Below are 23,806 nucleotides of genomic sequence, written 5' to 3'. Positions count from 1 at the left end.
CCCCGGAAATACATCCTTGGCGACCTCGGGCACGAATTGACCGGCAAAGGTGTTGGCGGTGACGGTCGTCAGCACCGTGGGAAGCTTGAACAGCTTGGCAGCCTTGGCGATGATCTGCAGATTGTTTTTGATTTTTAGTCGGTCATGGCTCTCAACGCCCATGAACATCTGCGGCTGAAAATCAATGAGAACGAGAGCTGCGTCATCGGGTGAGAAATGTTGGAGGAAATTAGTCGCCATTTCTTTTCCTTTCGTGCTGAACGCTTCCTAGTGGAAGCGCGACAAGCCTAAGGAACAGCCCGCATCCTAAGTAGTGATCGAATGGCTGACTCTGTGTCCGCAGGAGCCGGACAGTGGACTGATCCCGCATCTTTGCAGCCTTAGGTTCGCCGGATCGCAACACACGTGCCGGCTATTACCTGAAGGTTGCCAGGTTTTCCCAGCCAGTGTCGCGCAAGGTCGCGCTCGATTCGACGATGATCCGACGCAGCCAGGCATGAGCCGGGTCCCTATTCTGACGTACATGCCAAAGGGAACTGACTTCGAGAACTGCCGTCGGAAACGGCAATTCCTGCATTTGTGCCTGCTTGCTTGCCTCCAGCGCCCGCCCCAACTGGCGCGGTACGACGGCCGCACACCCCTCGACGGCGAGCAGCGCCGGGAGCGCAAGAAAATGGGGGAGAACGACCCCTACCCTCGGCAGCGCCCCGCGCGAGCTATAGGCTTTTTCGAGGGCGTTCCTATCATACATATCCGAACGACGCGCCAGGCCGCGCTCGAGCAGATATCCATCGGCACCTTGTTCGTCGGCTCCGAACGAAACAACACAAAGCGTCATCTGCTGCAGTGTTTCCAGATTTACCGGCTGACGGACACCCATTCCGGTGATCAGTACATCATCATAGGAAAATAGCGGAGTTGAACGAAAACGGCTTGGAGTCGTCGCAAAGGTCCCAATCGCGATGTCAATTTTTCCAAGGTCGATCTGCTCGGCCAGATCGATGCGTGTCACGGGTCGGATGATGAGGTCAATGAGCGGTGCCTCCGCCCGCAGCGTTTGCAGGATGCGGGGCATGAGCAAGATTGTGGTCAGGTCATTGGCGGCAATCGTGAATGTGCGCTGGGCGGTAGCCGGATCGAAGGTGCGCGCCTCGATCGCCACCTCAAGGGAATGGAGCGCGTTACGCACGATGGGGGCGAGTTCGAGCGCCCGCTCGGTCGGCTGCATGCGCGATCCGATGCGCACGAAAATCTCATCGCCAAGCATCTCCCGAAGTCGTGCAAGGGCGTGGCTCACCGCCGATTGGGTCAGGTTCAGCTTTTGGCTTGCCCGCAGCACGCTCTCCTCTTCGATCAGCGTATTGAAAACACGCAGCAGGTTGAGGTCGAAGCGTCTGAATTCGTCGCTCATCTTATTGGATCACGCCTCACCTTGTTGTGATCGACATGCAATATCTTCGCATAGAATGAACTTCATTCATAGTTTGTTTGAGGAGGTTTCACTTCCAGCGGCCGCGACTAGCAGTATTCTCGTTGGAAATAGCCAGCCGATTTCATTCGGCTTACCGGTTTGGAGTGACCCTCATGAGCCATCGAGACGAACTTATCCGTCGCAGCATAGATTTTCTAAAGGTCGTGAAAGACATGACGCCTGGCGCAGAGCTGGAGCGCTGGCTCAACCTGACCTATGGCCCCGACACGCAACTATATCAGGATCTTGCACGGCTGATCCGGCTGGGCGTTGAGGACGGATGGGCGGCCAATGAGGAGATTTCCGGCGCAGATTATCGGCGCAGCCGCATTGCGGAGCCATCGGCCGAGACATTTCATTTCAGCATTACCGCCGTTTACATGAACAGCAAGGCGCCGTGTCCTTTTCCGGATGAAGAAGACGACGATGTGCTACGCGGACAATATCACGGCCATCCCTATGGCGAACTGAACCTCGTCGTCCCCCTCGATGAGAGCGCCGAATTGCGAGGGTTGCAAGGTTGGCAGGGTCCCGGGTGGACCGCACCCGATCCGGGCAGCAAGCACTACCCCGAGGTCAAAGGCGGTGCGCTGATCGCCCTTTTTTACTTGCCGGCGGGGCGTATCTCCTACGATTTCGTCCCCACGACGACACCGTGAAAAAGTGGTGGGCCGGCCGTGATCAGGAGCGATGATCTCAATGGGCTCTCGTGGGATGACTTCCGCATCGTCAGGGCAATCAGCGAGGCGGGAAATCTCGCGGCCGCGGCGGCTGCGCTCGGCCTGAACACGTCGACGATGTCCAGGCGCCTGACACAGGTGGAATCTGATTTAGGAACTCGCCTGTTTGAGCGGCGCCGAACCGGCTATCGCGCCACGGCATCGGGAGCGGAAGTTATTGCGCTGGCGGAACGCGTCGAACTCGATATCGTGAGCGTGGCCCATCGTATTTCCGGCGAGGCCCGGGAATACGCAGGCCACCTGAAAATCGCCAGTAACGATTCCTTCAGCATTCACTTGCTCACGCCCGTCATTGCCGACTTTCGGAAGCTTTACCCGGCGATCACCCTTGAGCTTCTAATAGGCAATACCTCGCTCAACCTGGCGCGCGGGGAAGCCGATATCGCCTTGAGAGCCACGGATACCCCGCCTGAGAACCTTTTCGGCAAAAGGATCGCGACGATCGGCTGGGCGCCGTATGGCTGCAAGGAAAATTGGCATAATTCCTGTCTGGCGCCCGAGCGGCTCTATGAGCAGACTTGGGTTGCCTATGGCTCCGAACTATCAAGTCTAACCGCCAGCAAGCTCATCGAAACCCGGGTGGCCCCGGACAAGGTCGTTTGCCGTGTCGACTCTATCGAAGCTGCTGCGGCAGCAATTGCGGCAAACATTGGCCTCGGATATTTGCCGTGCATATCGGGCGACACTCAGCCGCGCCTAACTCGCGTTGGCCCTGTGGAAGCATCGATCTCATCGGGCCTTTGGCTACTGACCCATCCCGACCTTCGTAGGCTGCAACGCATAAGCGCCTTCATGACCTTCTGTGCTTCGCAATTGGCCAAGCGACGTGCATCGATTGAAGGAATTTTGCACGATGACGCCCAGTGGCCGGCCGACGTCAACTCCACCGCTGCTCAAGCAGCGCCATCCAAGGCGGATCGTATCACCGCGGCCATTTGAGGCTCCGAGCGGCTGGTCACCGACAAAGCGGCCGGCGTGCTTTGACGGCGGATCTCGGTGACGAGATGTTCGGCGAGCCTGACGGCGAAGGCGACGGCGGGAAGCGTTGGGTTAGCCTGTCCTGACGTCGGGAAAACGCAGCTGCCGGCGACGTAGAGGTTAGCGACATCGATGACGCGACAGTCCTGATTGACGACGGCGTTCTTGCGGTCCACGCCCATCTTGGTCAGCCCGATCTGGTGGTAGCCGTCCTTGGCTTGCGAATCGATATGCTCTTCAAGACGTTCGGGTGCCGTGTCGAATATCAGCTTGCCTATTTTGCGCTCCTTGAGCCAGCGATCGAGGGTGAGATGCGCCTGGAGCGTGCCGCTGATGTCCTGTGGCAAATATCGGAATGAGACATCGAGCTTGAACTGGCCGTCCGCATCTTGCTCGTGCTTGAGAAAGGCGCGGTTTGAGCTGCTTGGAATTTGCTCCCCGTGGTAGCGAAGGCCGTATCTCATGTCTGGCATGCGCAGCACGAGATATGGTTCGGCCACGGCGTATTTTTGGCGAAGCAGCTCCAGCGCGGAATAGCTCGCGTCAAACGGATTGCGCAGTACGTTACGCAACACATTATAGTAACGGGACCGGTCGGCGTCGCGCCATGTTGCCTTGTGGACGACGGCTTTTTTACTGTTCCAGAGATATAGCAGCGAGAGCGCCGCGTCGGCCTCACCGAAAGCGGCCCTCCGGTTCGTCGGCCAAAATGCGATATTCGGCAGTTCGCGTGCCCGTTGCAGCTTAGGGCCAGGCTGAAACCGATTGCACACGAAGGTTCCGATGGATGTTCGCTTGAAGAGATACCGTTCGGCATGCTCCTTGGTGGTGAACTCGATCTGCGCGATCTGCCCAGCGAGGTGTCCCATGTAGAAGCGCCCGAGCGGCCCATCGCTTCCGCCGAACAATTGCGGAAACGCGACCTGGAGGTTCAGCAGCAGCCGGGTGTTGCCCCTGCCGCCACAGGCCAGCACATAGCGGTCGGCGCACACCTTGTACGAACCGCCCCGGCAGTTAATCGATATGGAATGCAGCCGCTCTTCCACCGAGTCGAATGCCAGAGCTTTGACCCTCGCGTCCAGGACGACGAAGAGGTTCTTCGAAGAAGCGAGTTCAGCCCTGTTGGCTCTCGCTGTGTTGCGTATTCGCGTCCAGCTTTCCCGGGATATCGGAAAATCAGCATCCGGTTCCGGCTCCGATCGCTCGCCGCTGACATTGCTGCTCAAAAGAGCCCGAGCCCGCTGGTAGAAAGGCGAAATCTCTTCGTGAGCAATGGGCCAGCCGGAGTGTGCGACATAGTCTCTTACTTCGAAGTCGATATCATCCAGCTCAACGCATTGCCCACCCCATCGTTCGGACGTCCCGCCAAGTCCGGTGGCCGAAGTAACTTGGTCCGCAGCGTGATGGATATCGTCTCCTATGTCGAACCCTGTTTCATTTTGCTGAGGTCTTTTCGATTGTTTCGGCCCGGCTTCGATAAGGAGGGTCCGCATGCCGCGCCTGCTCAATTCCAATGCAGCGGCTATACCGACCGGACCTGCGCCCACGACACACACGTCAAAACCCTGGTGAAACACCTCTGGACCCGCAAACATCTTCGCCCCCTGTTTTCGCGCTAATGTCCTTCCGGCAGTAGCCGCAATCACCCGTCCGTGCCCTGGACGGCATTGCGGATTAGTCTTGCCCCGGCAAGCTAGTGCCTCACCATTCGCAGAACAATTTCACTTAAAGTAGAATGAAATTAGCCCGTTACCTCTAGCAAAAGGATTAGTCACAGCTCGCACACTCTACCATCCCGTTCATCATCCAGCCGAAGCAAAAGGGATCGTCGATGCAACCGAAGATGGACACTGCCATGAAAGAAAACATCCTGCTCAATTTGATGCTCTCAACATGGCGATCAAGGTTTTGGCTGCGTTTTCGCGCGCGATCCTCCTGAACCCACGAACAATTCCACAGTTTTTATGTCGCAAACATGGCTGTCGCCAAAGACTTTCCGTAATATTCAGTCACGAAGATTGCGCATCGTCAGCAAAGTGAGGATCGCTTCTGCATTACATTGAGACTTGCATTAGACGGTGTGCTGGCGATATCCGCCCTGCCTCAATGAATTGCTTGAGGAAGACACGTGTACGCTCCTGCGGGGGCGTCGAAAATTTGCTCCAGGGGACCATGTTCCAGAAGGCGCATCTGTTCCAAGAATACAACCAAGCTGGATACTTCTCGCGCACATTGCATTTCGTATGTCGCCAGGATCATTGTCATTCCTTCGCGGGCAAGCTCTCGAATAGTGTCGAGAACTTCGCCGAAAAGCTCCGGATCCCAGGACTGAAATGATCTCATCGAGCGGAAGCGCCCGTAGACATTGACGCTGAATGCCCCGCCGCCGCCCCTCGCTCGGGCCTTTTTCCCTTCAATCTGCCGTCCATCCCCCGTCGAGCATAAGGGCGGAGCCTGTCATCAGAGCGGAAGCGTCGCTTGCCAGGAAGACGATCGGCGCCATGAGATCCTCCACCCTTCCGAGACGGCCGAGTTTGATACGCGACAGCACATCTGCCCTGAACGCCTCATTTTCGAAAAACGGCTTTGTCATGGGCGTCTCGATGAACGTCGGGCAAAGCGTATTGACGCGAATTTTATGCGACGCAAGCTCCAGGGCCATGCAGCGGCTGAAGCCCTCTATCGCCCATTTGGTCGCGCAATAAAGCGAACGACCGGCACTGCCGACATGGCCCATTTGCGATGACATATTGATGATGGATCCGGCGGTCCCGGCGGCGATCATGCGCTGGGCCACGGCTTGCGCCGCAAAGAATGCCGCGCGCACATTCAGGTTCATCATCAGGTCAAAATTCTCCGGCGTTGCTTCGACGAACGGCCCTGGCCGATTGGTGCCCGCATTGTTCACGAACACATGGTATTCGGGCCCGGTGGAAATCGCCGCGCGTACGGCCGGCAGGTCAGTCACGTCGACGACCAGGGTTTCGACCGCATGGCCGGCATCGCGCATGGCGCCTGCCGCTGCGCCGACGGCATCGGCATTGAGATCGCAGAGCGTCACCGCCGCGCCGGCGGATGCCAGCGCGGTCGCTGCAGCCAGCCCAAGGCCGCCACCCGCGCCCGTCACGAGCGCGCGGCGACCGTCAAGCCTGAGCGAGGGTGTCACAGGCAATTGTATCGTCATGGTCTTGTCCTGTCGGTTAAGTCGATGGAAGCGGACGCCTTGCGGCGCCCGCAGGTCTCATTCCGCCGCCGTGGCGTAGGGAATGTTGCGGCCGCCGTAGCGGCGAACGCGGATATTGGCCTGCTCGGCATGGCCCGCGAAGCCTTCGAGCATGCAGAGCCTCGAGCAATACTCGCCAATCATCGCCGAGGCCTGGTCGGTCGTGACACGCTGGAAGGTGCAGGTCTTCAGGAACTTTCCGACCCAGAGCCCGCCGGTGTAGCGCGCGGCGCCGAGTGTCGGCAGCGTGTGGTTGGTGCCTATGACCTTGTCGCCATAGGCGACATTGGTGCGAGACCCAAGGAAAAGCGCGCCGTAATTGGTCATGTTCTGAAGGAAGTAGTCGGGATCGCGGGTCATCACCTGAACATGTTCGGATGCTACGCGATCGGCCTCGCGCACCATCTCCTCATAACTGTCGCAAATGATGACCTCTCCGTAGTCCTCCCACGCCTTCGCCGCAACCGACGCTGTCGGTAGGATCGACAGGAGACGATAGACTTCCGACATCGTCTCCTCCGCGAGCTTACGGGAATTGGTCAGCAGGATGGCCGGCGAATTCGGCCCGTGTTCGGCCTGGCCAAGCAGGTCCGTGGCACACAATTCGCCGTCCACGCTTTCGTCGGCAATGACAAGCGTCTCGGTCGGACCCGCAAAGAGGTCGATCCCAACGCGGCCATAGAGCTGGCGCTTGGCCTCGGCGACGAAAGCATTGCCAGGGCCGACCAACATGTTGACGGGGGCGATGGACTGGGTTCCGAGCGCCATGGCACCAATGGCCTGCACGCCGCCGAGACAATAAATCTCATCGGCGCCCGCGAGGTGCTGCGCTGCGACAATGGCGGGAGCCGGCTTGCCCTGATAGGGCGGGGCGCAGGTGGCGACACGCTGGACACCAGCGACCTTGGCGGTGAGGACAGACATATGGGCGGACGCCAGCAGCGGATATTTCCCGCCGGGAACGTAGCAGCCGACGGAATTGACCGGAATATTGCGGTGGCCGAGGACGACGCCGGGCAGGGTCTCCACCTCGATGTCGACCATGGAGGCCCGCTGCTTTTCAGCGAAATTACGAACCTGGGCCTGGGCGAACTTGATATCCTCGATGTCGCGAGCCGAAAGCTCGGACATGCAGGCGCGGATTTCGGCGTCGGTCAGACGGAAATCCTTCCTGTCCCAATTGTCGAAGCGTACGGACAATTCGCGCACAGCCTCGTCGCCGCGCTTTTCGATGTCGGCGAGAATGGTCTCGACCGTCGCGCGCACTTTTGCCTGGTCTTCGGCGCGCAATTCGGCCGAGCGGCCGCGCTTAAGGAATTCCACCATGATAGCCTCCGTGGATTGATCAGATGACAGATTTAAAGGCAGGATCGGGTGCTATCGCAGCCGGTCGCTTTCGTAGTTGACGGCGAAGTCTTCCGGTGGCGTCGGCCCCCAGATGTAGAACGCATCCTCCGGCGCATGGTCGGCCGCCGGCCAATCATAGTCGGCAGAGACGAAATCAATGTCGGCGGAATATTCCGCGTAGCTACCCCATGGATCGCGCACGTAATGGAAGTAGTTCGATCCGAGGACGTGGCGGCCGAGCCCCCATCCCCTAGCGAAACCCTTGTCGGCCATGTGCATGGCGCCAAGCCCGATCTCATTGATCGAACCAACATCCCAGCTGAGATGATGCATGCCGGGCGCATCGGATTTGGCAAAAGCGACAAGATGATGGTCACTGCCATGGACGCCATGAAGGAAGGCTATGCCATCCCCCGATCGATCGGAAAGACGAAGACCCAGGACCTTGCAATAGAAAGCCACCGCCCTGTCGACGTCGCGCGTGAAGATCAGGATATGGGCAAACCTGCGGGGCTGCACGACCGGCGCTCGCGAGCGTAAGGGCGCACCCGCCTGATTGGCCGGAACCGAAGCATTGGGGAAGTCGGACTTCTCGCTCGGAGATGTCTTTTCCGCCACACGGATCTCGACAATGTTGCCGTCATGATCGCGGAACCAGATGCCGTTTGATTGAAATCCTTTGGGCGGATCAATCAGAGCCACGCCGCTGTCTTCGACATGCTTGCGGAACATGTAGAAATCATCTTCGAACACGCCAAAGGACAAAAAGCTGAGACGCTTATGCGGTCCTTCCGTCAGGCTTCCCCAGCGATGGGAATGACCGTGAGTATAAAGGCCTAACGCATTGCCCTCTTCCCGAACGTCCAGACCGAAGGCGGAGTAAAAGTCACTGGCGACCTGGAGATCGGGAACCTGGATGTTGAAGCCATCCATGGAATGGATGCCGAGCACGCCCGGCCTCCGGCTCGCACCTATATAGCCCATTATCGCCGTCATCGAAGCTCCTCCTCTTCATCGTTTCGGCTAGATCAGGCGGCCGCTCTGCCGGCAGCAACTTCGTCGCGGATAGAATTGACCAACAGGCCGATCCTTTCAATTTCAACTTCGCATATATCGCCATGTTTCATGTAAAGCGGCGGCTTGCGGCCGGCGCCCACGCCGGCGGGGGTGCCGGTAACGATCACGTCTCCGGGCTCGAGCGTCATCGTCTGGCTGAGGATCGACACAAGCGAGGCGACTCCGAAAACCATGTCATCGATATTGGCGCGCTGCACCACCTGCCCGTTCAGCCGCGTTTCGAGTGTGAGACCCGCACAGCCAGGTGGCAACTCATCCGCTGTCACGAAGACGGGACCGAAGGCACCGGTGGAATCGAAGTTCTTGCCGATCGTCCATTGCGGAGTGGCATGCTGGTATTCGCGGATCGAGCCATCATTAAAGATCGAATATCCGACGACATGGCGAAGCCCGTCCTGCTCGGAAATCTTCGATCCGCCCTCCCCGATGACCGCCACCAGCTCCCCTTCGAAATCGAGCGTATCGGAAGCCACCGGCCGGACGATCTCGTCGCGATGGCCGATCAGGCTGGAAGCGAAACGGGCAAACACCGTGGGATATTTTGGCTGGGCATAACCTGACTCGGCCGAATGGTCTCGATAATTCAGGCCGACGCAGAGAATTTTCGAGGCGCGGGAAATCGGGGGCAAATGCCGGATCGCCTCCTGCGAAATCAGCTTCCCATGCCGCAAAGCCTCCCCGGCTGCCTGCAACCCGGCTCCACCCGCGGCCAAAAGCGCATCCAGCGTTCCGGGAAAATCCGAATCGGAAACAAGAAGCCCTCGCAGCGCGCCATTGTCTTCAACGGCTAGCCCCTCATCGCCATTCAGCGAAAAACGTACAAAACGCATGATGCATCCTCCATGTGATGCGATAGATATCGACTAGAAGAAAATATTTGTCAAATAAAAATATATTTTCTTTCCGACGCCCCTGTGTTATCCATTAAGACATGTCGCCCGCCGGAGGTGCGGGCACAGGAGGAGCAACCATGAAAGACTACGATCTTGCCATCGTCGGGCGAGGCCCGGTCGGCCTCGCAATGGCCGCGCTGGCAGCGCAGCTGAAGCTGAAGGCGGTCATCATCGAAAAGCACCGCGATCTCTATGCCTTGCCTCGTGCGGGTCATGTCGACCACGAGATCGTCCGCCTTTTCCAGTCCCTTGGCGTGGCGGAAGCCATGCTGTCGGACAGCTACCCCACGACCGAATATGTCTGGGTCAATGCTGAGCGCAAATTGCTGCTCGAATTCGACTGGGGCGCAAAGGGCATCTCCGGCTACAATTCGGACTACATGCAGTTCCAGCCGGTTTTCGAAACGGCCCTTGGCGAAAAGCTTTCAGTGGCCGAAACGGTGGACCAACTGCTCGGCTGGGAGGCTCAGTCTCTGACCGAGCATTCTGATGGCGTAACCCTACGGCTCGCACGCACCCAAATGGTCCCCGGTCAAACGCGCCCGGTTGCTACCGACGAGATTCAGACCATCAACGCCCGCTACATCGTAGCTGCCGACGGTGCAAACAGCGGTATCCGTCGCATGCTCGGGATTGAGCGCGACGATTTCGGCTTCAATGAAAAATGGCTCGTGGTCGACGCCCGCAAGAAGCGCGACTTCTCGCTCGACTTCGATTGTGGCCAAATCTGCGATCCGCAGCGCCCTGTCACGGTATTGCCGCTCGGCAAACGCCACCGCCGATGGGAATGGGCGTTGCTGCCGGGCGAAACAAGCGCTGACCTCGAAAATCCGGAAATGGCTTGGCAGCTGCTGGCCGAACAGAACGTGTTCCCGGAAGACGTCGAAATCATCCGCCAGCTCGTCTACACCTTCGAGGCGCGCCATGCTCGGCAATGGAGCAAGGGACGGATCTTCCTCGCGGGCGACGCTGCCCATACAACACCGCCCTTCATGGGCCAGGGCATGTGCTCCGGCCTGAGGGACGCAAAGAACCTCGCCTGGAAGCTCGACCTGATCATCCGGGGCGTTTCCGAACCTTCTCTTCTCGATACCTACGAGCGGGAACGTTCGCCCCATACGCGCGACTGGACCCTCATTTCGCTCGAGGCCGGCAAAGTCCCCTGCACGCTTGATCAGGAAGAAGCGCGCCTTCGCGACGAAAGGTTCCGCTCCGGCTGGATGCCGCCGATGCCGGATTTTCCGAAACTTGTCGAAGGCATTCTGGCTTCACCCGAAACGGGCTCGCCAACCTACATCAGCGGCACGCTTAGCCTGCAGGCTCCGGTCGAACATAACGGTCAAGTCGCGCTCTTTGACGATTTCTTCCCGAGCACCCGCTTCGTCATGATCAGTACAGTGGCCAATCCGGCATCCGTCCTGACGCAGAGCCAGATCGAGAGCCTTGAGGCAATCGGGGTTTGGTTCGTCCATGTCGGCACGGCGCCGGGCGCCGATGTGCGGGATGTGGACGACGCTTATGGCGCCTATTTCCGCGACAATCATATCGAGGTTTTGATACAGCGCCCGGATTTCTATGTCTTTGGCGCAGGCGAGACACTCGCCGGTCTCGGCGCCCTCGTCGATGATCTCCTGAATCAGCTGCATCTGACCACCGACGTCCGCCACCTGCCGCGGGCCGAAGCAAGAGGCAAGGGTCACGTCAATGCCTATTGAAACCCGACAGATTGCCGAGGGCCTTGCCTGGCCGGAATCGCCACGCTGGCGAGATCACGTGCTCTATATTTCCGATGTACACAACTTCCGTATCGCCAAGTTGTTTTCCGATGGCCGTGTGGAAACGCTGTGCAAGGTGGACGGGCGTCCCGCCGGGATGGATTTTACCGCCGACGGGAAGCTGCTGCTGGCAACGGGCATCGGCCGTCAGCTTTTCGGCGTCGATCCCGTAACCGGCGCCATGGAAATCAAGACGTCGCTTCCGGCGGCCGAAAAATCTTACCTGAACGACCTCGTCGTCCATCCAAATGGTTGGGCCTGGTTCGGCGATACGGGTTTTCGCTTCGGCTTGGACACGCCGGAGAAAAGCGGCTGCTTGTGGGCCTATCATCCGCAAAAAGGATTGAAACAGGCCGCCACCGGCATCTTCTTCCCGAACGGCCTTGTCGTCAGCGCGGATGGAGCGACGCTCTATGTGGCGGAAACGTTCGGCAAGCGGATTTCCGCTTTCGATATCGACGCCGATGGCAACCTGACGAACAGGCGCATCCATGCGCAACTGCGCGGCGAGCCTGATGGTCTATCGCTGGACGCCGAAGGTTGTCTCTGGGTGCCCTTTCTCTTTCTCGGCGAATTCGCGCGCATCGCTCCGGACGGCTCGGAAGTTGAAGCGATCGCTTTCCCCGGCATGAATGCCATCGCCTGTATCGGTGGTGGCCAAGATCGCAAAACGCTTTTCCTGTGTGTTTGTAGGGCGGATCGTAGCGATCCGCAGAAGCCGATACTGGACGGCGAGATCCATATCACCACGCCTCGCTCGCCAGGCGTCGGATATCCCTGCGAGAAAATATGTCTTTCGCCAAAAAATATATTTTTCTTTACATGATATGTTTTATCAAGTAGAACATATTCATGAGCAAGCATATCGAATTCGCAACCCAGGCCGACCAGGTTCACAGCGAACTCCGGTCGGCCATCCTGAGCGGAGCACTCGCTCCGGGAGAGCGAATTCAAATGAACCTTATCGCTCCCCGCATGTCGGTCAGTCAGGGCGCCGTGAGAGAAGCCCTGTCGCGCCTGGCTGCGGAAGAGATCGTGATTGCGACGGCACAGCGTGGATACCGGGTCGCCTCGCTTTCCGGCGAGGAATTGAGCGACTTGACCGAGACCCGGATTGCGCTGGAGCAGATTTGCCTTCGCGCCTCGATTGCCGGAGGCACTGTGGAGTGGGAGGCCGCGCTGGTCGCGGCGCTGCATCGCCTGCTGCGGCTGCCGGAATTCGAGGATGAGGGTGGCACGCGACTGAGTGCGGCGTGGTCCGAAGCCCATCAGGCCTTTCACGCAGCGCTGGTTTCAGGCGCGCGCGGCGTGTGGATGAACAGGTTCCGCAGCGCGCTTTATGTTCAGGCGGAACGATACCGGCGCCTTTCCGTCCCGTTGCGGACAATGGACCGAGACGTAGCGGGCGAGCATCGCCAGCTGTGTGAGGCTGCGCTTGCCCGCGACGCGGACAGCGCCTGCGCGCTTATGCGTTCGCATCTGCTGCGGACGACAGAAATCCTGCTGCGGTCGCCCTTGCTGATGACGACCGCTCCCGCGAGGCAGGAGGCGGCGCGCGGTTGAATTGAAATCGCCGGAGGGAGCCGGCCATCGGATCAAATGGAGGAGAACATCATGATCGCCAGAACGATATTCTATACTGCAATGCTCGTGTCCAGCGTCGCATCCCTGGCCCATGCCGAGGCGGCTGGAAAGAAGCTGACCCTGCTGACCGGGCCAACCGAGGATCGTCTGATCAGTGCCTTTTCGCATGACTTTGACGACAGGGCAAAGGCAGCGGGAATGGTGGTGACGCAATTGACCAGCCCCTTCGATCCCGCCCTTCAGGCCCAGCAGCTCGACGACGCCATCGGCCAGAAACCGGACATGATCGTGCTGCAGCCGCTGAGTTCCGGTGCCGTCACCCCCGGCCTGCAACGCGCCAAAGCAGCCGGAATTCCCGTCTTTCTCGTCATTTCGCAGGTCGAGAAGGGAGATGGGTTGTCCGTCGGCACCATGGCGCTCGACGATGTGAAATCGGGTGAGTTGGCGGCCGAAGCCATGATTGCCGGATTGAAAGCCGGCGGCCGGACGACGGCGAAGGTCGCAGCCATCACGGGGTCGCTGGCCGAAGGCATCGCGCCGAAGCGCCTGGAAGGCTTTAAGGCGAGGCTCGCGAAAGAGCCATGGATCACGCTGGTTCAGGTCGAGGACGCTCAATGGATCCCACCCGTCACTGAGCAGATCGCCGGCCAGATGTTCACCAAATATGCCGCGCAAGGCGGTCTTGATGCCGTCTACGGCATGAACGATGCGATGGCAAATGCCATCATCAAGGCGGCTGATAGTGCCGGCCTCGATCTCGGCAATGCTCCCGGCCAGCTTCTCGTCATCGGTGGCGGCTGCCAGGAATCGGGCATCCGCAACATACAGGCAGGCAAGCTATATGCCACGCTAAGCGGCCCGCTTCCCTCCTATGACGGCCCGAAGGCCGCCGAGCTGATCACGGACTACTTTTCCGGCAAAGACATTCCCAAGCTGAGCGTCACGACGCCGCTGGAGATCGTCTCCAGTAAAAATCTGGACCAGTACGCCACGTCCTGCAGCTTCTGACCCCGGCACCACCGGATCCAATCGACAGGAGGACACCATGACGAACCAGCAGGGTTCGGCCGATGCCGCACGCCTTTCGGTACGGCGCCTCACCAAGCGCTTTGGAAGCATCGCCGCGATCGACGGGGTATCGCTCGATCTGCATAAGGGTGAGGTTCGCGCGCTCTGCGGCGGAAATGGTGCGGGGAAGAGCACGCTCGTCAAGATATTGACGGGTGTGCTGACACCCAGCGAAGGCAAGCTCGAAATCGATGGAAAGCAGCGCACGTTCCGCAATCCCGTCGATGCGCAGCGAGTGGGACTGGCGCTCGTCGCGCAGGAGCTCAGCCTCGCGCCCGATCTTTCGGTTCATGACAATCTGTGGCTCGGCCATGCCGATGCTCCATTTGCCAGGCGAACCGCGCGAAGTGCCGCGCTGGCAAGGGAAGCGCTGGACGCCGTCGGACTGGAATCGACCAGCCTCGACATCAAGGCTGGCCGACTTGCGCTTGCCGAGCGGCAATTGCTGGAAATTGCCCGCGGTCTCGCGCGCAACGCCTCCGTACTTATTCTCGACGAACCGACGGCAACCCTTTCCGAACGTGAAATCGCCAAGGTCTTCGACGCGGTCCACCGGCTCAAGGCAAGGGACTGCTCGGTGATATACATTACCCATCGCATGGGCGAGGTCTACGAACTCTGCGATTCTGTGACCGTGATGCGCAACGGGCGCGTCATTACCACGCAACCGGTCGCCGACATGCCGCGCAATCGGCTGCTGGAATTGATGATCGGCCGCGAGTTGACCGATGTCTATCCGTCCTCCACACGGCCGCCAGGTGCTGTGATGCTGGAGGTCTCGAATCTGCAGGTGCCTGGCGCAATCGAAGATTTCAGCTTGCAACTGCGCGCCGGCGAGATCGTCGGCATCGTGGGACAGATCGGATCAGGCGCCACGGAGAGTATCCGCGCGCTTGCCGGACTCGTTCATAACGCCCGCGGCGATGTTGCGATCGGTGGCCGCAAGTTGCCCCTGGGTGCGCCATCCACTGTGCTGAAATCCGGCGTGCGCTTCGTCTCAGAGGACCGCGCCACCGAAGGCGTCTTCCTCGACATGCCTGCCCGCACGAATCTGGTGGCGACGCGGTTTCCCGAACTGTCCAACGGGGGGCTGCTGCCTCCTGCGCGGCTCGGCCGCATCGCAACCCTGCTTGCTCAACAGGTCGGCTTCGACCCGTCGCGTCTGCATCTGGCGGCCGGACGGCTGAGTGGCGGCAATCAGCAGAAACTCGCCATCGGCCGGTGTTCCGATCGCCGGGCTCACGGCGTGATCCTGATGAACGAACCGACCCGCGGCGTCGACATGGGCGCGCGCGCGGAAATCTACCAGACGCTTCGGCGCCTTTGTGACGAGGGCAATGCTGTCCTGCTGGCCTCGACCGACCTTGAGGAGGTCGTCGGTCTTGTCGACCGGGTCATCACCATGTTTCGAGGCCGGATCGTCGGCCTGCACGAGCGCGGCGAGATTGCCGAAACCGTCATCCTGTCCGAGATCACCAATGCGCGGGAGGCAGCATGAACATGATCAGCGAAGTTTCACAATTACCCGCAAAGCGGACCGGGGGAAGACGCATGACGATGCCGTCGCTTGCCACCATCGCAAAGCTTGTCGCACTCGTGCTTCTGATCGGGCTGGCGCTGTCCACGCCAGGATTCCTGTCCCGACCCAGCCTGACGGCCCTTGCCAATGCCATGTCGCTCGTAGGCTGCGTGGCGCTCGCCATGACCTTCGTGACGATCGGAGGCAACATTATGTCGTTCAGCCTCGGCGCGACGGCGTCCGTTGCCGGCATCGTGTTCATGGCTATGCTCGGCCACGGCTTCCTCGCAGCAGCTCTTGCCGCCGTGCTGGCCGGGACGGTTATCACAGCCCTTCAGGGAAGCATCATCGGGGCGTTGCGCGCCAATCCCATCATCGTTTCGCTCGCTGCCTATGCGCTGCTGATCGGGCTGACGCAGATTATCGTCGGCCCGAAGATGGACGCGCCAAACCTCGATTATCAGTTCCTCAAGGGGCGTCTCGGCGGCATTCCGGTGTCCTTTCTCGTTTTCGCCGCCTTGACCGTGCTGGCGCAACTGATCGTCACGTTCACCCGCTTCGGTCATGAACTCATGCTGGTCGGCAGCAATGCGCGGGCAGCCGAGGCGGCGGGTATCCATGTTAGCCGCGTGACCGTCATCGCATATGCTCTGGCGGGCGTGTTGTCCGGGATCGGCGGCATCCTGATTGCCGCGCGCTTCGGTTCGGCGGACATGCAGACGGCACGTGGCTTCGAATATACGGCCATTGCCGCCGTGCTTATCGGCGGCACGGCAATTGGCGGCGGACGCGGCTCCATGGTCCAGAGCTTTCTCGGCATGGCGGCAATCGTAGTCATAAACGCACTGGTGCTTCTGCAGGGCTTCAGCATGGAATTCCAGCGGTTGACGGTCGGCCTTGCGGTGCTGGCCGTCGTCATTCTCCAGGGTTTGGGACGGAGGAACTGAGCGATGCGCAACCTTTTGAGCGAAGAAAGACGGGCGTGGGGCATTTTCGTCGTGGTGGCCTGCGCCTTGGCGTTTGCGCTTGCATGGCAAGGCGCGGCCTCACCGCAATTCGTCCTGTTCAGCATCCTGCAATATTTCGCAACCATAGCCCCGGTGGCCCTGGGGCTGGGCCTGACGATGATTGCCCGCGAATTTGATCTGTCGGTTGGCAGCGTGATGAGCCTCGCAGGCTGCATCGCCGTCATCATCGGGACCGGTGACCCGGTGATGGGAGCCATTATCGGCATTGCCGCCGGGCTCGCTATCGGACTGGCGCAGGGGCTGGCTATCACTGCGCTCGGCCTCAGTTCCATCTCCGTTTCCCTCGGTGTACTGATGACGGCGGCGGGGCTTGCCTACATCGTGACCGGCAATCTGACCGTATCGCTTGGCCGGCCGGACCTATCTGCCGCCATCAACGAGCCGATCTTCGTGATATTTTCCTGGCGTAGCTTGGTCGCCATTGCCTGTGTCGCCATCGCCGCCGTGATTTTCCGCTGGACCCGCCTCGGGGCTGATCTCATTGCGACCGGATCCGACCGAGCCGCGGCCAAAACGGCCGGCGTGCGGACAGGACGAATGGTCATCGCGATCTTCACCATCTCCGGCGGATTTGCCGCGGCAAGCGGCGTGCTGCTCACCTACGGCCTTTCGGTGGCATCTCCTTCCGGCCTGACCGATGTCCTGGTGCCCGCGATATCCGCCGCGATCATCGGCGGCGTGTCTCTCGCCGGCGGTCGGGGCAGCCCGATGGGAATTGCCTTCGGCACCTTGATCCTCTGCCTGCTCAATGCCGGATTGAATGCGCTCGGGGTCTCGCCGACCGCCCAGCAGGTCATTCTTTCCGCGGTTCTCTTCGCCGTTGCCATCACAGCTGCCCCGCGGTTTCATCGTCTTTTCGCACAATAATGCGGGGCGCCATCGTCACAGCCAGATGGCATTCTGCTCAGAAAACCTATATCTGCATAGGAAATAGATTCTGAACCAGATGCGAGGGGCTCAATGACGATGCGGCCGGCGCTCACCCAGGCGGATAGCGTTTACGAACGACTGAAGACCGACATACTGAGTTGCCGGCTTCGGCCGGGTGCGAAGATTCGTATCAACGAGGTTGCCCGCGAGCTGGAGGTTAGCCTGGGCGCTGTGCGCGAGGCCTTGTCGCGGCTTGCGGCCGAAGACATGGCGGTTGCCACCGCCCAGAAGGGCTTCAGCGTGCCGGACGTATCGATCGAGGACCTGTTGGATCTCACGGAAACGCGCATCAAGATCGAAGACCTTTGCATCCGGGCATCGATAAAGAATGGCGATATCGAATGGGAAACGGGGCTCGTCGCCGCATTCCATCGTCTGCAGCGCTTGCCCGAAACGGAAACGGCCAATGACAAGCGAATCCTCAGCGAACGCTGGGCCGCCGCCCATCAGCAGTTCCACGAGGCGATCGTCGCAGCATGCAACAGCCCGTCACTCATGAAAATCCGGGCCGTGCTCTATGCACAGACAGAGCGGTATCGCCGTCTTTCTGTTCCCATGCGCACGATAGACCGTGACGTAGCGGCGGAGCACAAGGCGATTTTCGACGCCGTCATCGCTCGCGATGCAAATCTGGCTGTGACATTGATGGACAAGCACCTCCGCCTAACGACGGAAATTCTCGTCGATTCACTCTCGAACAACGCTGCTATCGCGACCTGAAGTCCTCGGATTGACGTATCGGCGAAGGTAGATCGTCGCGCTTGTTGCACACTAGCGGACAGTCACGCAGGTGACGGTGCTAAGCTGGGCAACCTTGGTGGATACGCTGCCGAGCACCAGTTGCGACAGGCTTGAAAGGCCCCTTGCTCCACAGACGACGAGGTCGGGATGCACCTCCTCGATCACTCTGGCGATCTGTTCGGCCGCATCGCCCTCCATGAGATGTGTCGAAACTTGCTTTACGCCGCGCGTCTTGACGTCGGTGCTCGCCCTGTTGAGAATTTCAGTGCCGAGCGCCTGCAAGATGCGAAAGTTGCCTGCAGAATCCCTTGACGAAAATGTGACCGGAAGGCCGGGTACGAGTCCGGCCGACGCCTTGGAGTATAAGTCATCAAGATGCTCTGTTTCTACCATGCGTCGCAGATTGTCGTCGACCTCACCGGAAAGCAACACGTGCACCAAGTGGACCTCGGCCTCGTATGCCGCTGCAAGAACGGCACCAATCTCGGCCGCCTTATGTGCATGGTCGGACCCATCTGTGGCAATTAGGATCTTCTTGTACATGTCGTCTCCTCCCGAGCCGGTTTCAATGCGGAAAATAGCCGTGCAGATTCGCTAGAGTGACGCCTTCCCGTGCAGACCGCATTGAGGCGGATCAACGCTGATCGATATTTCCCTTTCCGAGGAATTCAGAATGACCCGAGAAAGGTTCCCAAAACGATCACTGCGATCAGTGCCAGGATTGCTCCGATAATTCCGACGACGACGATATTGCGGTAGCTTTCTCCGTGGGTCGAGCCGCAAACGGCAAGCAACGTAACGACTGCTCCGTTGTGCGGCAGGCTATCCAGTGTGCCTGACCCGATGACCGCGACACGGTGCAACAGTGCCGGGTCGAGACCTGTTTCGTGCGCGCGCGCCAGATAGGTACCGCCAAGCGCATCGAGAGCGATGGTCAGACCGCCTGAGGCTGAGCCAGTCAGCGCCGCCAGGATGTTGGTGGCCACCGCAATCGAGACGAGCGGTCCTCCGCCGATGCCGAGCACCCAGTCGCGCACGATCTCGAAGGCCGGCATCGCCGCGACGACCGCTCCAAAGCCGACCAGGCTGGCGACGGAGATCGCCGGCAGGACGGACGCGTTGGCACCTGCATCCATCGTCGCGCGCAATGTCGGCAACCGGCGAAAATTCAACGCAACGACAGTCGCGACCGCGACTGCCAGCGCCGTGACGACGGCCCACACACCACTTACCGCGGAGCGGGAGATCCCGCCCCACCGAGCTTCCGAAAGAAACCCCAGATCAAGCGATGGCAGGATTAGCAGCGACATGCTGAGATTGACGAGGATAACCACGGCGAGCGGCAACACCGCGACCAGGATGGGTGGTGTCGCTTGGGCACGCTTGCCACGCGCGATTTCGGCGGGGTCGAATTCCCTGCCGACCGAGGCGCGTTCGCGCATTTGCTCGTCGGAAGCGAGATCGTCTGATGTCGCGGGCGAGCCCTCTCCAAACTCTTCGCCGGATTTGCGCGCAGCCGCCTCGATGCGACGAAGCCACCATAGGCCGAAGCAAAGCATGATCGCGGAAGCGATTATGCCGAGTCCCGGCGCGGCAAACGGCGTCGTACCGAAGAAGGGCATCGGGATGGCGTTCTGTATCGACGGCGTTCCCGGAAATGCCGACATGGTGAAAGTAGATGTTCCAAGCACGATCGTCGCGGGCATTAGCCGCCGCGGAATGCCGGCCGACCGGAACAGCTCCTGCGCCATCGGCGCGAGGACGAAGAAGGCAACAAAGAGGCTGACACCGCCATAGGTGATCAGCGCACCGGCGATGACGACGGCAAGGATTGCGTGGTTCTTTCCGAGCCGCCGCATCATGAAATCGGCGATGGCGGTTATTGAACCGCTGTCCTCCATCAATTTGCCGAAGAGTGCGCCGAGCAGGAACAGTGGAAAGAACTGAGCAAAGAAATGCGCGGCGCTGTTCATGAAGGTCAGCGTCCAGTGTGCCAGCACTGGTTCGCTGGCAAAGAGCGCGGCGACGAGAGCGCCGAGCGGCGCCAGCAACAGCACGCTCCAGCCGCGGAAGGCGAGCCAGACCAGCAGCCCGAGCCCAATCAGGATGCCGAGAAGCCCCACCTTTCAGACCCCTTCCAGCAAGATATCGAGATCAAGCGACGAGCGGCTGCCGAGATCGCCACCATGAGCGCTTAGGAATGCATCGGCGGACCTGCGCCCCTCCTTATGCAGCATGGTCAGAAACTCCCATTCCGCATTGAGTTTTGACGAGTAGCCGAGGTCGGTCATGAGCTCGCTCGCGACCCGGTGGATGCGCATCGATGCCCAGCGCGCGCCCTCTTCGTCATCCAGCTGCGCGACCTTCCGGAGCAGAGCGATCATCTTCAGTTCCTTCAGAAGGACTGCGTTGAAAGAGACTTCGTTGAGGCGATTGAGGATCTCACGCGCGGACCGAGGTGTGCCCGGCCTTTCAACCGGATTGATCTGCACGAGGATGGTGTCCTGCGATGTGCATTCGCGGGCCAGCGGCGTGATCGTTGGATTGCCAGCATAGCCGCCATCCCAATAGGCTTCGCCATCGATCTCGACGGCTTGAAACAGGGTCGGCAGGCATGCCGAAGCAAGTAGCACGTCCGGGGTCAGCTCGCCGTTGCGGAAAATGCGGCCCCGGCCGGTGCGGACATTCGTTGCCGTTACGAACAGCTTGATTGGACTGGCCGCAAGCCGCTCGAAATCGACGGTTTCCGCCAATATGGCGCGCAGCGGATTGGAGGCGGCAGGATTGAGATCGTAGGGCGAGAATACACGCGCCATCATGTCCATCGCCACGAAAACCGGCGAGTGGTCGAGCGTCCAGCGACCGAGCAGGAAATCGAGGGGACCGCGTCGAAAGGGACTGAAGCGCGCCGCCTCGGATACTGTGCGCCAGAATGCCTCCAGCGCCTCGCGAGCGCCTTCGGCGCCGTTGGCGGTATAGCCGTGCGCCATGACCACCGCGTTCATGGCTCCGGCCGAGGTGCCCGAAATCCCCTCGATCAGCAGCCATGGCTCCTCCAAAAGACGATCGAGGACACCCCAGGAAAAAGCACCATGCGCGCCACCGCCCTGAAGGGCTAGGTCGACGCGAAGTGGCTCCCGTTGCATTGCCTTCGCAGTTGCCGGCATCGGCCTTGCCCATGTTTAGATTGTGCAGCGCACAAACACTATCGCAGATTTATGCGCTAGTCATCATCTGCTTTCATAAGACATCGCTTTTGCGATTTGCTATGTGTCATGTTCACGGGTTACGTCGCCCAATTCCGGATTGAAGTTTCAATCGGTTTTGTCGAGCCGCGCCCAGCGCGCCATCTCGCCTAGTGAAACGGCCCCGGCGCCGCGGCCGGCAGGAGCTTCCGCGGGAGTAGCCGGAACGGTTCCGCAAAACATCTCCATCAGCATCTCCATGACGACGGCGACGCGGTCATCGGCAATCGAATAGTAGATCTGCCGGGATTCGCGCCGTGTCCGGACGACGCCGGCTTGACGGAGTTCGGCCAGTTGCTGGGAGAGTGCGGGCTGCTTGAAGCCCAGTTCGTCCTGTATTTCGCCGACCGAGCGTTCCTTCTGGGCAATATGGCAGAGGAGCATCAACCGGCTCGGCGTGCCGAACAGCCGCATGAAGTCGGCAGCTTCCGCGGCCTTATCCTGCATCGCGTCGGAAAAAAGCGCCACATCGCTCACGCGCGGCGCTCCCGATAGTACCAGGTCTGGCCTTCGGCCACCTGCTCGGCGTCGTCCATGGAGGATGCCGCAGGCTCGATCAGCGGTTGACCTGGCCGCCAGCCTTCCGGCGTCAGCGCACATTCCCGGTCCGACGTCTGCAGGGCCTCGACGAGGCGCAGAAGTTCGTCTACCGAGCGGCCGACATTCATCGGATACCAGACGATGGCGCGGATTATGCCCTCCGGATCGATAGCATAGGTCGCGCGGACCGTACCGCTGTTTTCCGAGGACCTGTCGAGCATCCCATATGCCCTTGCGATGACCATTGCAGAATCCTCGATGACCGAGAACCGCACCTTTACGTCGAAGCTGCGTTCGATATCTCGCAGCCAGGCGACATGTGAATAGAGGCTGTCAACCGATAGTCCCAATAGGTCGCAATTCAGCTTGGCGAATTTTTCCTGGGCTCGGGCAAAAGCGATGAGTTCACTGGTGCAGACAGAGGTGAAGTCGGCCGGATGCGAGAAAAACAGAAGCCAACGCCCCCGATAGGTCGCCAGAGATACCTCACCGGCCGTGGAGCGGGCGGTAAAGCCCGGCGCTTTATCGTTGATCCGCAGGGCTTGTGGCACTTCATCCCTATTCGAATTCACTGTCTCCATTGCCAATCCTTTCCGTCGAACAGCCGCTGAATGGCTATAGCAGAGGCTCAGTTTCATGACTATCAAAAATACACACTTGCATATTTATTGTAAATATGTATTTTATGCATATCGACAGGAGGAACCCATGTCCGACTCCATCACCGATACGCATCTTTCACATGCTTCGGAAATCGTCCGCAACGCACTCGAAAATCGGGCGCAGCGCCCTGTAATCCAGTCGTTCTTTGACCCTGCGACCTTCACCGTCAGCCATGTCGTCCGCGATCCCGGCTCCAAGGCCTGCGCCATCGTTGACAGCGTTCTGGATTACGATCCTGCGTCCGGACGCACGACGAATTTGTCCGCTCGCGCCCTTATTGATTACGTAAAATCCGAAAATCTCGAAGTACAGTGGCTGCTCGAGACGCATGCCCATGCCGACCACCTTTCTGCAGCGCCGCTCCTGCAATCCGAGCTCGGTGGCCAGCTTGCGATCGGCTGCGAGATCATTCGCGTGCAGGAAGTCTTTGGCAAGATCTTCAATGCCGGTACGGAGTTTCAAAGGGATGGCAGCCAGTTCGACCAGCTCTTCCAGGACGGCGACCGGTTTAAGATAGGCAATCTGGATGCGACTGTCCTTCATGTACCTGGCCATACGCCCGCCTGCCTGGCCTATGTCGTCGGCGACGCCGTCTTCCCGGGCGACACGCTGTTCATGCCGGATTATGGCACGGCGCGCTGCGACTTTCCGGGAGGCGACGCGAGAACGCTTTATCGCTCCATCAAGCGCCTGACCCAACTTCCGGGCGAGGCACGCATGTTCATGTGCCATGATTACAAGGCCCCGGGCCGTGACGATTACGCCTGGGAGACGACCGTGGATGCCGAACGCACCGGCAATATCCATGTGCATCAAGGCGTGACTGAGGACGAATTCGTGGAAATGCGCAACAATCGGGATGCCGCGCTGGCGATGCCGAAGCTGATACTGCCCTCGGTGCAGGTCAATATGCGCGGGGGCAAGCTGCCTCCCGCTGAGGACAATGGTGTCCAGTACCTGAAGATCCCAGTCAACGCGTTGTAA

The 23,806-nt window shown here is 59.8% G+C and carries 23 protein-coding genes; 11 read left to right on the top strand and 12 right to left on the bottom strand.

The features are described from left to right. Together PY649_RS26890 and PY649_RS26885 are read right to left on the bottom strand one after the other, a co-directional pair. Positions 1–240: cysteine hydrolase family protein (locus PY649_RS26890; RefSeq protein ID WP_285871921.1), on the bottom strand; the 240-nt coding region annotated here is incomplete at its 3' end. 175 nt (positions 241–415) lie between these two features. Then, positions 416–1,411, bottom strand: a complete 996-nt coding sequence (locus tag PY649_RS26885) for a LysR family transcriptional regulator (RefSeq protein ID WP_285871919.1) — start codon at positions 1,409–1,411, stop codon at positions 416–418. Positions 1,412–1,584: 173 nt separating this feature from the next. Here PY649_RS26885 and PY649_RS26880 point away from each other — a divergent pair, with 173 nt between their 5' ends. Together PY649_RS26880 and PY649_RS26875 are read left to right on the top strand one after the other, a co-directional pair. Continuing rightward, positions 1,585–2,130 (top strand): 4-hydroxylaminobenzoate lyase, encoded by a 546-nt coding sequence (locus PY649_RS26880; RefSeq protein ID WP_285871918.1) that lies wholly within the window; start codon positions 1,585–1,587, stop codon positions 2,128–2,130. 18 nt (positions 2,131–2,148) lie between these two features. Then, on the top strand, positions 2,149–3,150 hold the full coding sequence (locus tag PY649_RS26875) for a LysR family transcriptional regulator (protein WP_285871917.1): 1,002 nt from the start codon (positions 2,149–2,151) through the stop codon (positions 3,148–3,150). Here PY649_RS26875 and PY649_RS26870 read toward each other — a convergent pair. The 5 genes from PY649_RS26870 to PY649_RS26850 all read right to left on the bottom strand — a co-directional run bounded on the left by PY649_RS26870 (position 3,105) and on the right by PY649_RS26850 (position 9,666). Next, positions 3,105–4,784, bottom strand: coding sequence for an FAD-dependent oxidoreductase (locus PY649_RS26870; RefSeq protein WP_285871916.1), 1,680 nt, complete (start codon positions 4,782–4,784; stop codon positions 3,105–3,107). The genes PY649_RS26875 and PY649_RS26870 overlap by 46 nt on opposite strands. A gap of 818 nt (positions 4,785–5,602) precedes the next feature. Beyond that, a complete protein-coding gene (locus PY649_RS26865; RefSeq protein WP_285871915.1) occupies positions 5,603–6,373 on the bottom strand; it encodes an SDR family NAD(P)-dependent oxidoreductase in 771 nt (256 codons plus the stop codon). Between the two features lie 57 nt (positions 6,374–6,430). Further along, complete coding sequence (gene hisD, locus PY649_RS26860; RefSeq protein ID WP_285871914.1) at positions 6,431–7,738, bottom strand: histidinol dehydrogenase; 1,308 nt, start codon at positions 7,736–7,738, stop codon at positions 6,431–6,433. Between the two features lie 51 nt (positions 7,739–7,789). Continuing rightward, positions 7,790–8,755 carry a VOC family protein gene (locus PY649_RS26855; RefSeq protein WP_285871913.1) on the bottom strand — a complete coding sequence of 322 codons (966 nt, stop codon included), beginning with the start codon at positions 8,753–8,755 and terminating at the stop codon, positions 7,790–7,792. 32 nt (positions 8,756–8,787) lie between these two features. Beyond that, the gene (locus PY649_RS26850; protein ID WP_285871912.1) at positions 8,788–9,666 is read right to left on the bottom strand and encodes a fumarylacetoacetate hydrolase family protein; all 879 of its coding nucleotides are present in this window, start codon (positions 9,664–9,666) and stop codon (positions 8,788–8,790) included. Between the two features lie 140 nt (positions 9,667–9,806). On the opposite strand from PY649_RS26850, the gene PY649_RS26845 reads away from it, so the two are divergent. From PY649_RS26845 to PY649_RS26810, 8 genes are all read left to right on the top strand, one after another. Then, positions 9,807–11,444 (top strand): bifunctional 3-(3-hydroxy-phenyl)propionate/3-hydroxycinnamic acid hydroxylase, encoded by a 1,638-nt coding sequence (locus PY649_RS26845; RefSeq protein WP_285871911.1) that lies wholly within the window; start codon positions 9,807–9,809, stop codon positions 11,442–11,444. After that, positions 11,434–12,330, top strand: coding sequence for an SMP-30/gluconolactonase/LRE family protein (locus PY649_RS26840; RefSeq protein ID WP_285871910.1), 897 nt, complete (start codon positions 11,434–11,436; stop codon positions 12,328–12,330). The genes PY649_RS26845 and PY649_RS26840 overlap by 11 nt, the downstream gene beginning before the upstream one ends. 26 nt (positions 12,331–12,356) lie before the next feature. Next, positions 12,357–13,067 (top strand): GntR family transcriptional regulator, encoded by a 711-nt coding sequence (locus PY649_RS26835; protein ID WP_285871909.1) that lies wholly within the window; start codon positions 12,357–12,359, stop codon positions 13,065–13,067. Between the two features lie 51 nt (positions 13,068–13,118). Next, positions 13,119–14,096 (top strand): sugar ABC transporter substrate-binding protein, encoded by a 978-nt coding sequence (locus tag PY649_RS26830; RefSeq protein WP_285871908.1) that lies wholly within the window; start codon positions 13,119–13,121, stop codon positions 14,094–14,096. A 37-nt stretch (positions 14,097–14,133) separates the two neighbouring features. Further along, on the top strand, positions 14,134–15,654 hold the full coding sequence (locus PY649_RS26825) for a sugar ABC transporter ATP-binding protein (RefSeq protein ID WP_285871907.1): 1,521 nt from the start codon (positions 14,134–14,136) through the stop codon (positions 15,652–15,654). 53 nt (positions 15,655–15,707) lie between these two features. Next, positions 15,708–16,622, top strand: a complete 915-nt coding sequence (locus PY649_RS26820) for an ABC transporter permease (RefSeq protein WP_285871906.1) — start codon at positions 15,708–15,710, stop codon at positions 16,620–16,622. 3 nt (positions 16,623–16,625) lie between these two features. Beyond that, positions 16,626–17,570 carry an ABC transporter permease gene (locus PY649_RS26815; RefSeq protein ID WP_285871905.1) on the top strand — a complete coding sequence of 315 codons (945 nt, stop codon included), beginning with the start codon at positions 16,626–16,628 and terminating at the stop codon, positions 17,568–17,570. Between the two features lie 93 nt (positions 17,571–17,663). Continuing rightward, positions 17,664–18,353, top strand: coding sequence for a GntR family transcriptional regulator (locus tag PY649_RS26810; RefSeq protein ID WP_285871904.1), 690 nt, complete (start codon positions 17,664–17,666; stop codon positions 18,351–18,353). Positions 18,354–18,404: 51 nt separating this feature from the next. On the opposite strand, the gene PY649_RS26805 is transcribed toward PY649_RS26810, so the two are convergent. The 5 genes from PY649_RS26805 to PY649_RS26785 all read right to left on the bottom strand — a co-directional run bounded on the left by PY649_RS26805 (position 18,405) and on the right by PY649_RS26785 (position 22,740). Continuing rightward, the gene (locus PY649_RS26805) at positions 18,405–18,917 is read right to left on the bottom strand and encodes a universal stress protein (RefSeq protein WP_285871903.1); all 513 of its coding nucleotides are present in this window, start codon (positions 18,915–18,917) and stop codon (positions 18,405–18,407) included. 125 nt (positions 18,918–19,042) lie between these two features. Beyond that, positions 19,043–20,497, bottom strand: a complete 1,455-nt coding sequence (locus tag PY649_RS26800) for a GntP family permease (RefSeq protein ID WP_285871902.1) — start codon at positions 20,495–20,497, stop codon at positions 19,043–19,045. A 3-nt stretch (positions 20,498–20,500) separates the two neighbouring features. Next, positions 20,501–21,541: a patatin-like phospholipase family protein gene (locus PY649_RS26795; protein ID WP_285871901.1), complete on the bottom strand. Its 1,041-nt coding sequence runs from the start codon at positions 21,539–21,541 to the stop codon at positions 20,501–20,503. 147 nt (positions 21,542–21,688) lie between these two features. Beyond that, the gene (locus PY649_RS26790; RefSeq protein ID WP_285871900.1) at positions 21,689–22,096 is read right to left on the bottom strand and encodes an ArsR/SmtB family transcription factor; all 408 of its coding nucleotides are present in this window, start codon (positions 22,094–22,096) and stop codon (positions 21,689–21,691) included. Next, entirely contained in the window at positions 22,093–22,740 is a 648-nt protein-coding gene (locus PY649_RS26785; protein WP_285871899.1) for a peroxiredoxin, read from the bottom strand. The genes PY649_RS26790 and PY649_RS26785 overlap by 4 nt, the downstream gene beginning before the upstream one ends. Before the next feature lie 127 nt (positions 22,741–22,867). Here PY649_RS26785 and PY649_RS26780 point away from each other — a divergent pair, with 127 nt between their 5' ends. Next, positions 22,868–23,806: an MBL fold metallo-hydrolase gene (locus PY649_RS26780; protein ID WP_285871898.1), complete on the top strand. Its 939-nt coding sequence runs from the start codon at positions 22,868–22,870 to the stop codon at positions 23,804–23,806.

Origin of the sequence: Rhizobium mayense (genome assembly GCF_030272705.1) — a bacterium.
In the GTDB taxonomy this organism is placed as follows: domain Bacteria; phylum Pseudomonadota; class Alphaproteobacteria; order Rhizobiales; family Rhizobiaceae; genus Rhizobium; species Rhizobium mayense.
This window is presented reverse-complemented; position numbering and strand designations above follow the sequence as displayed.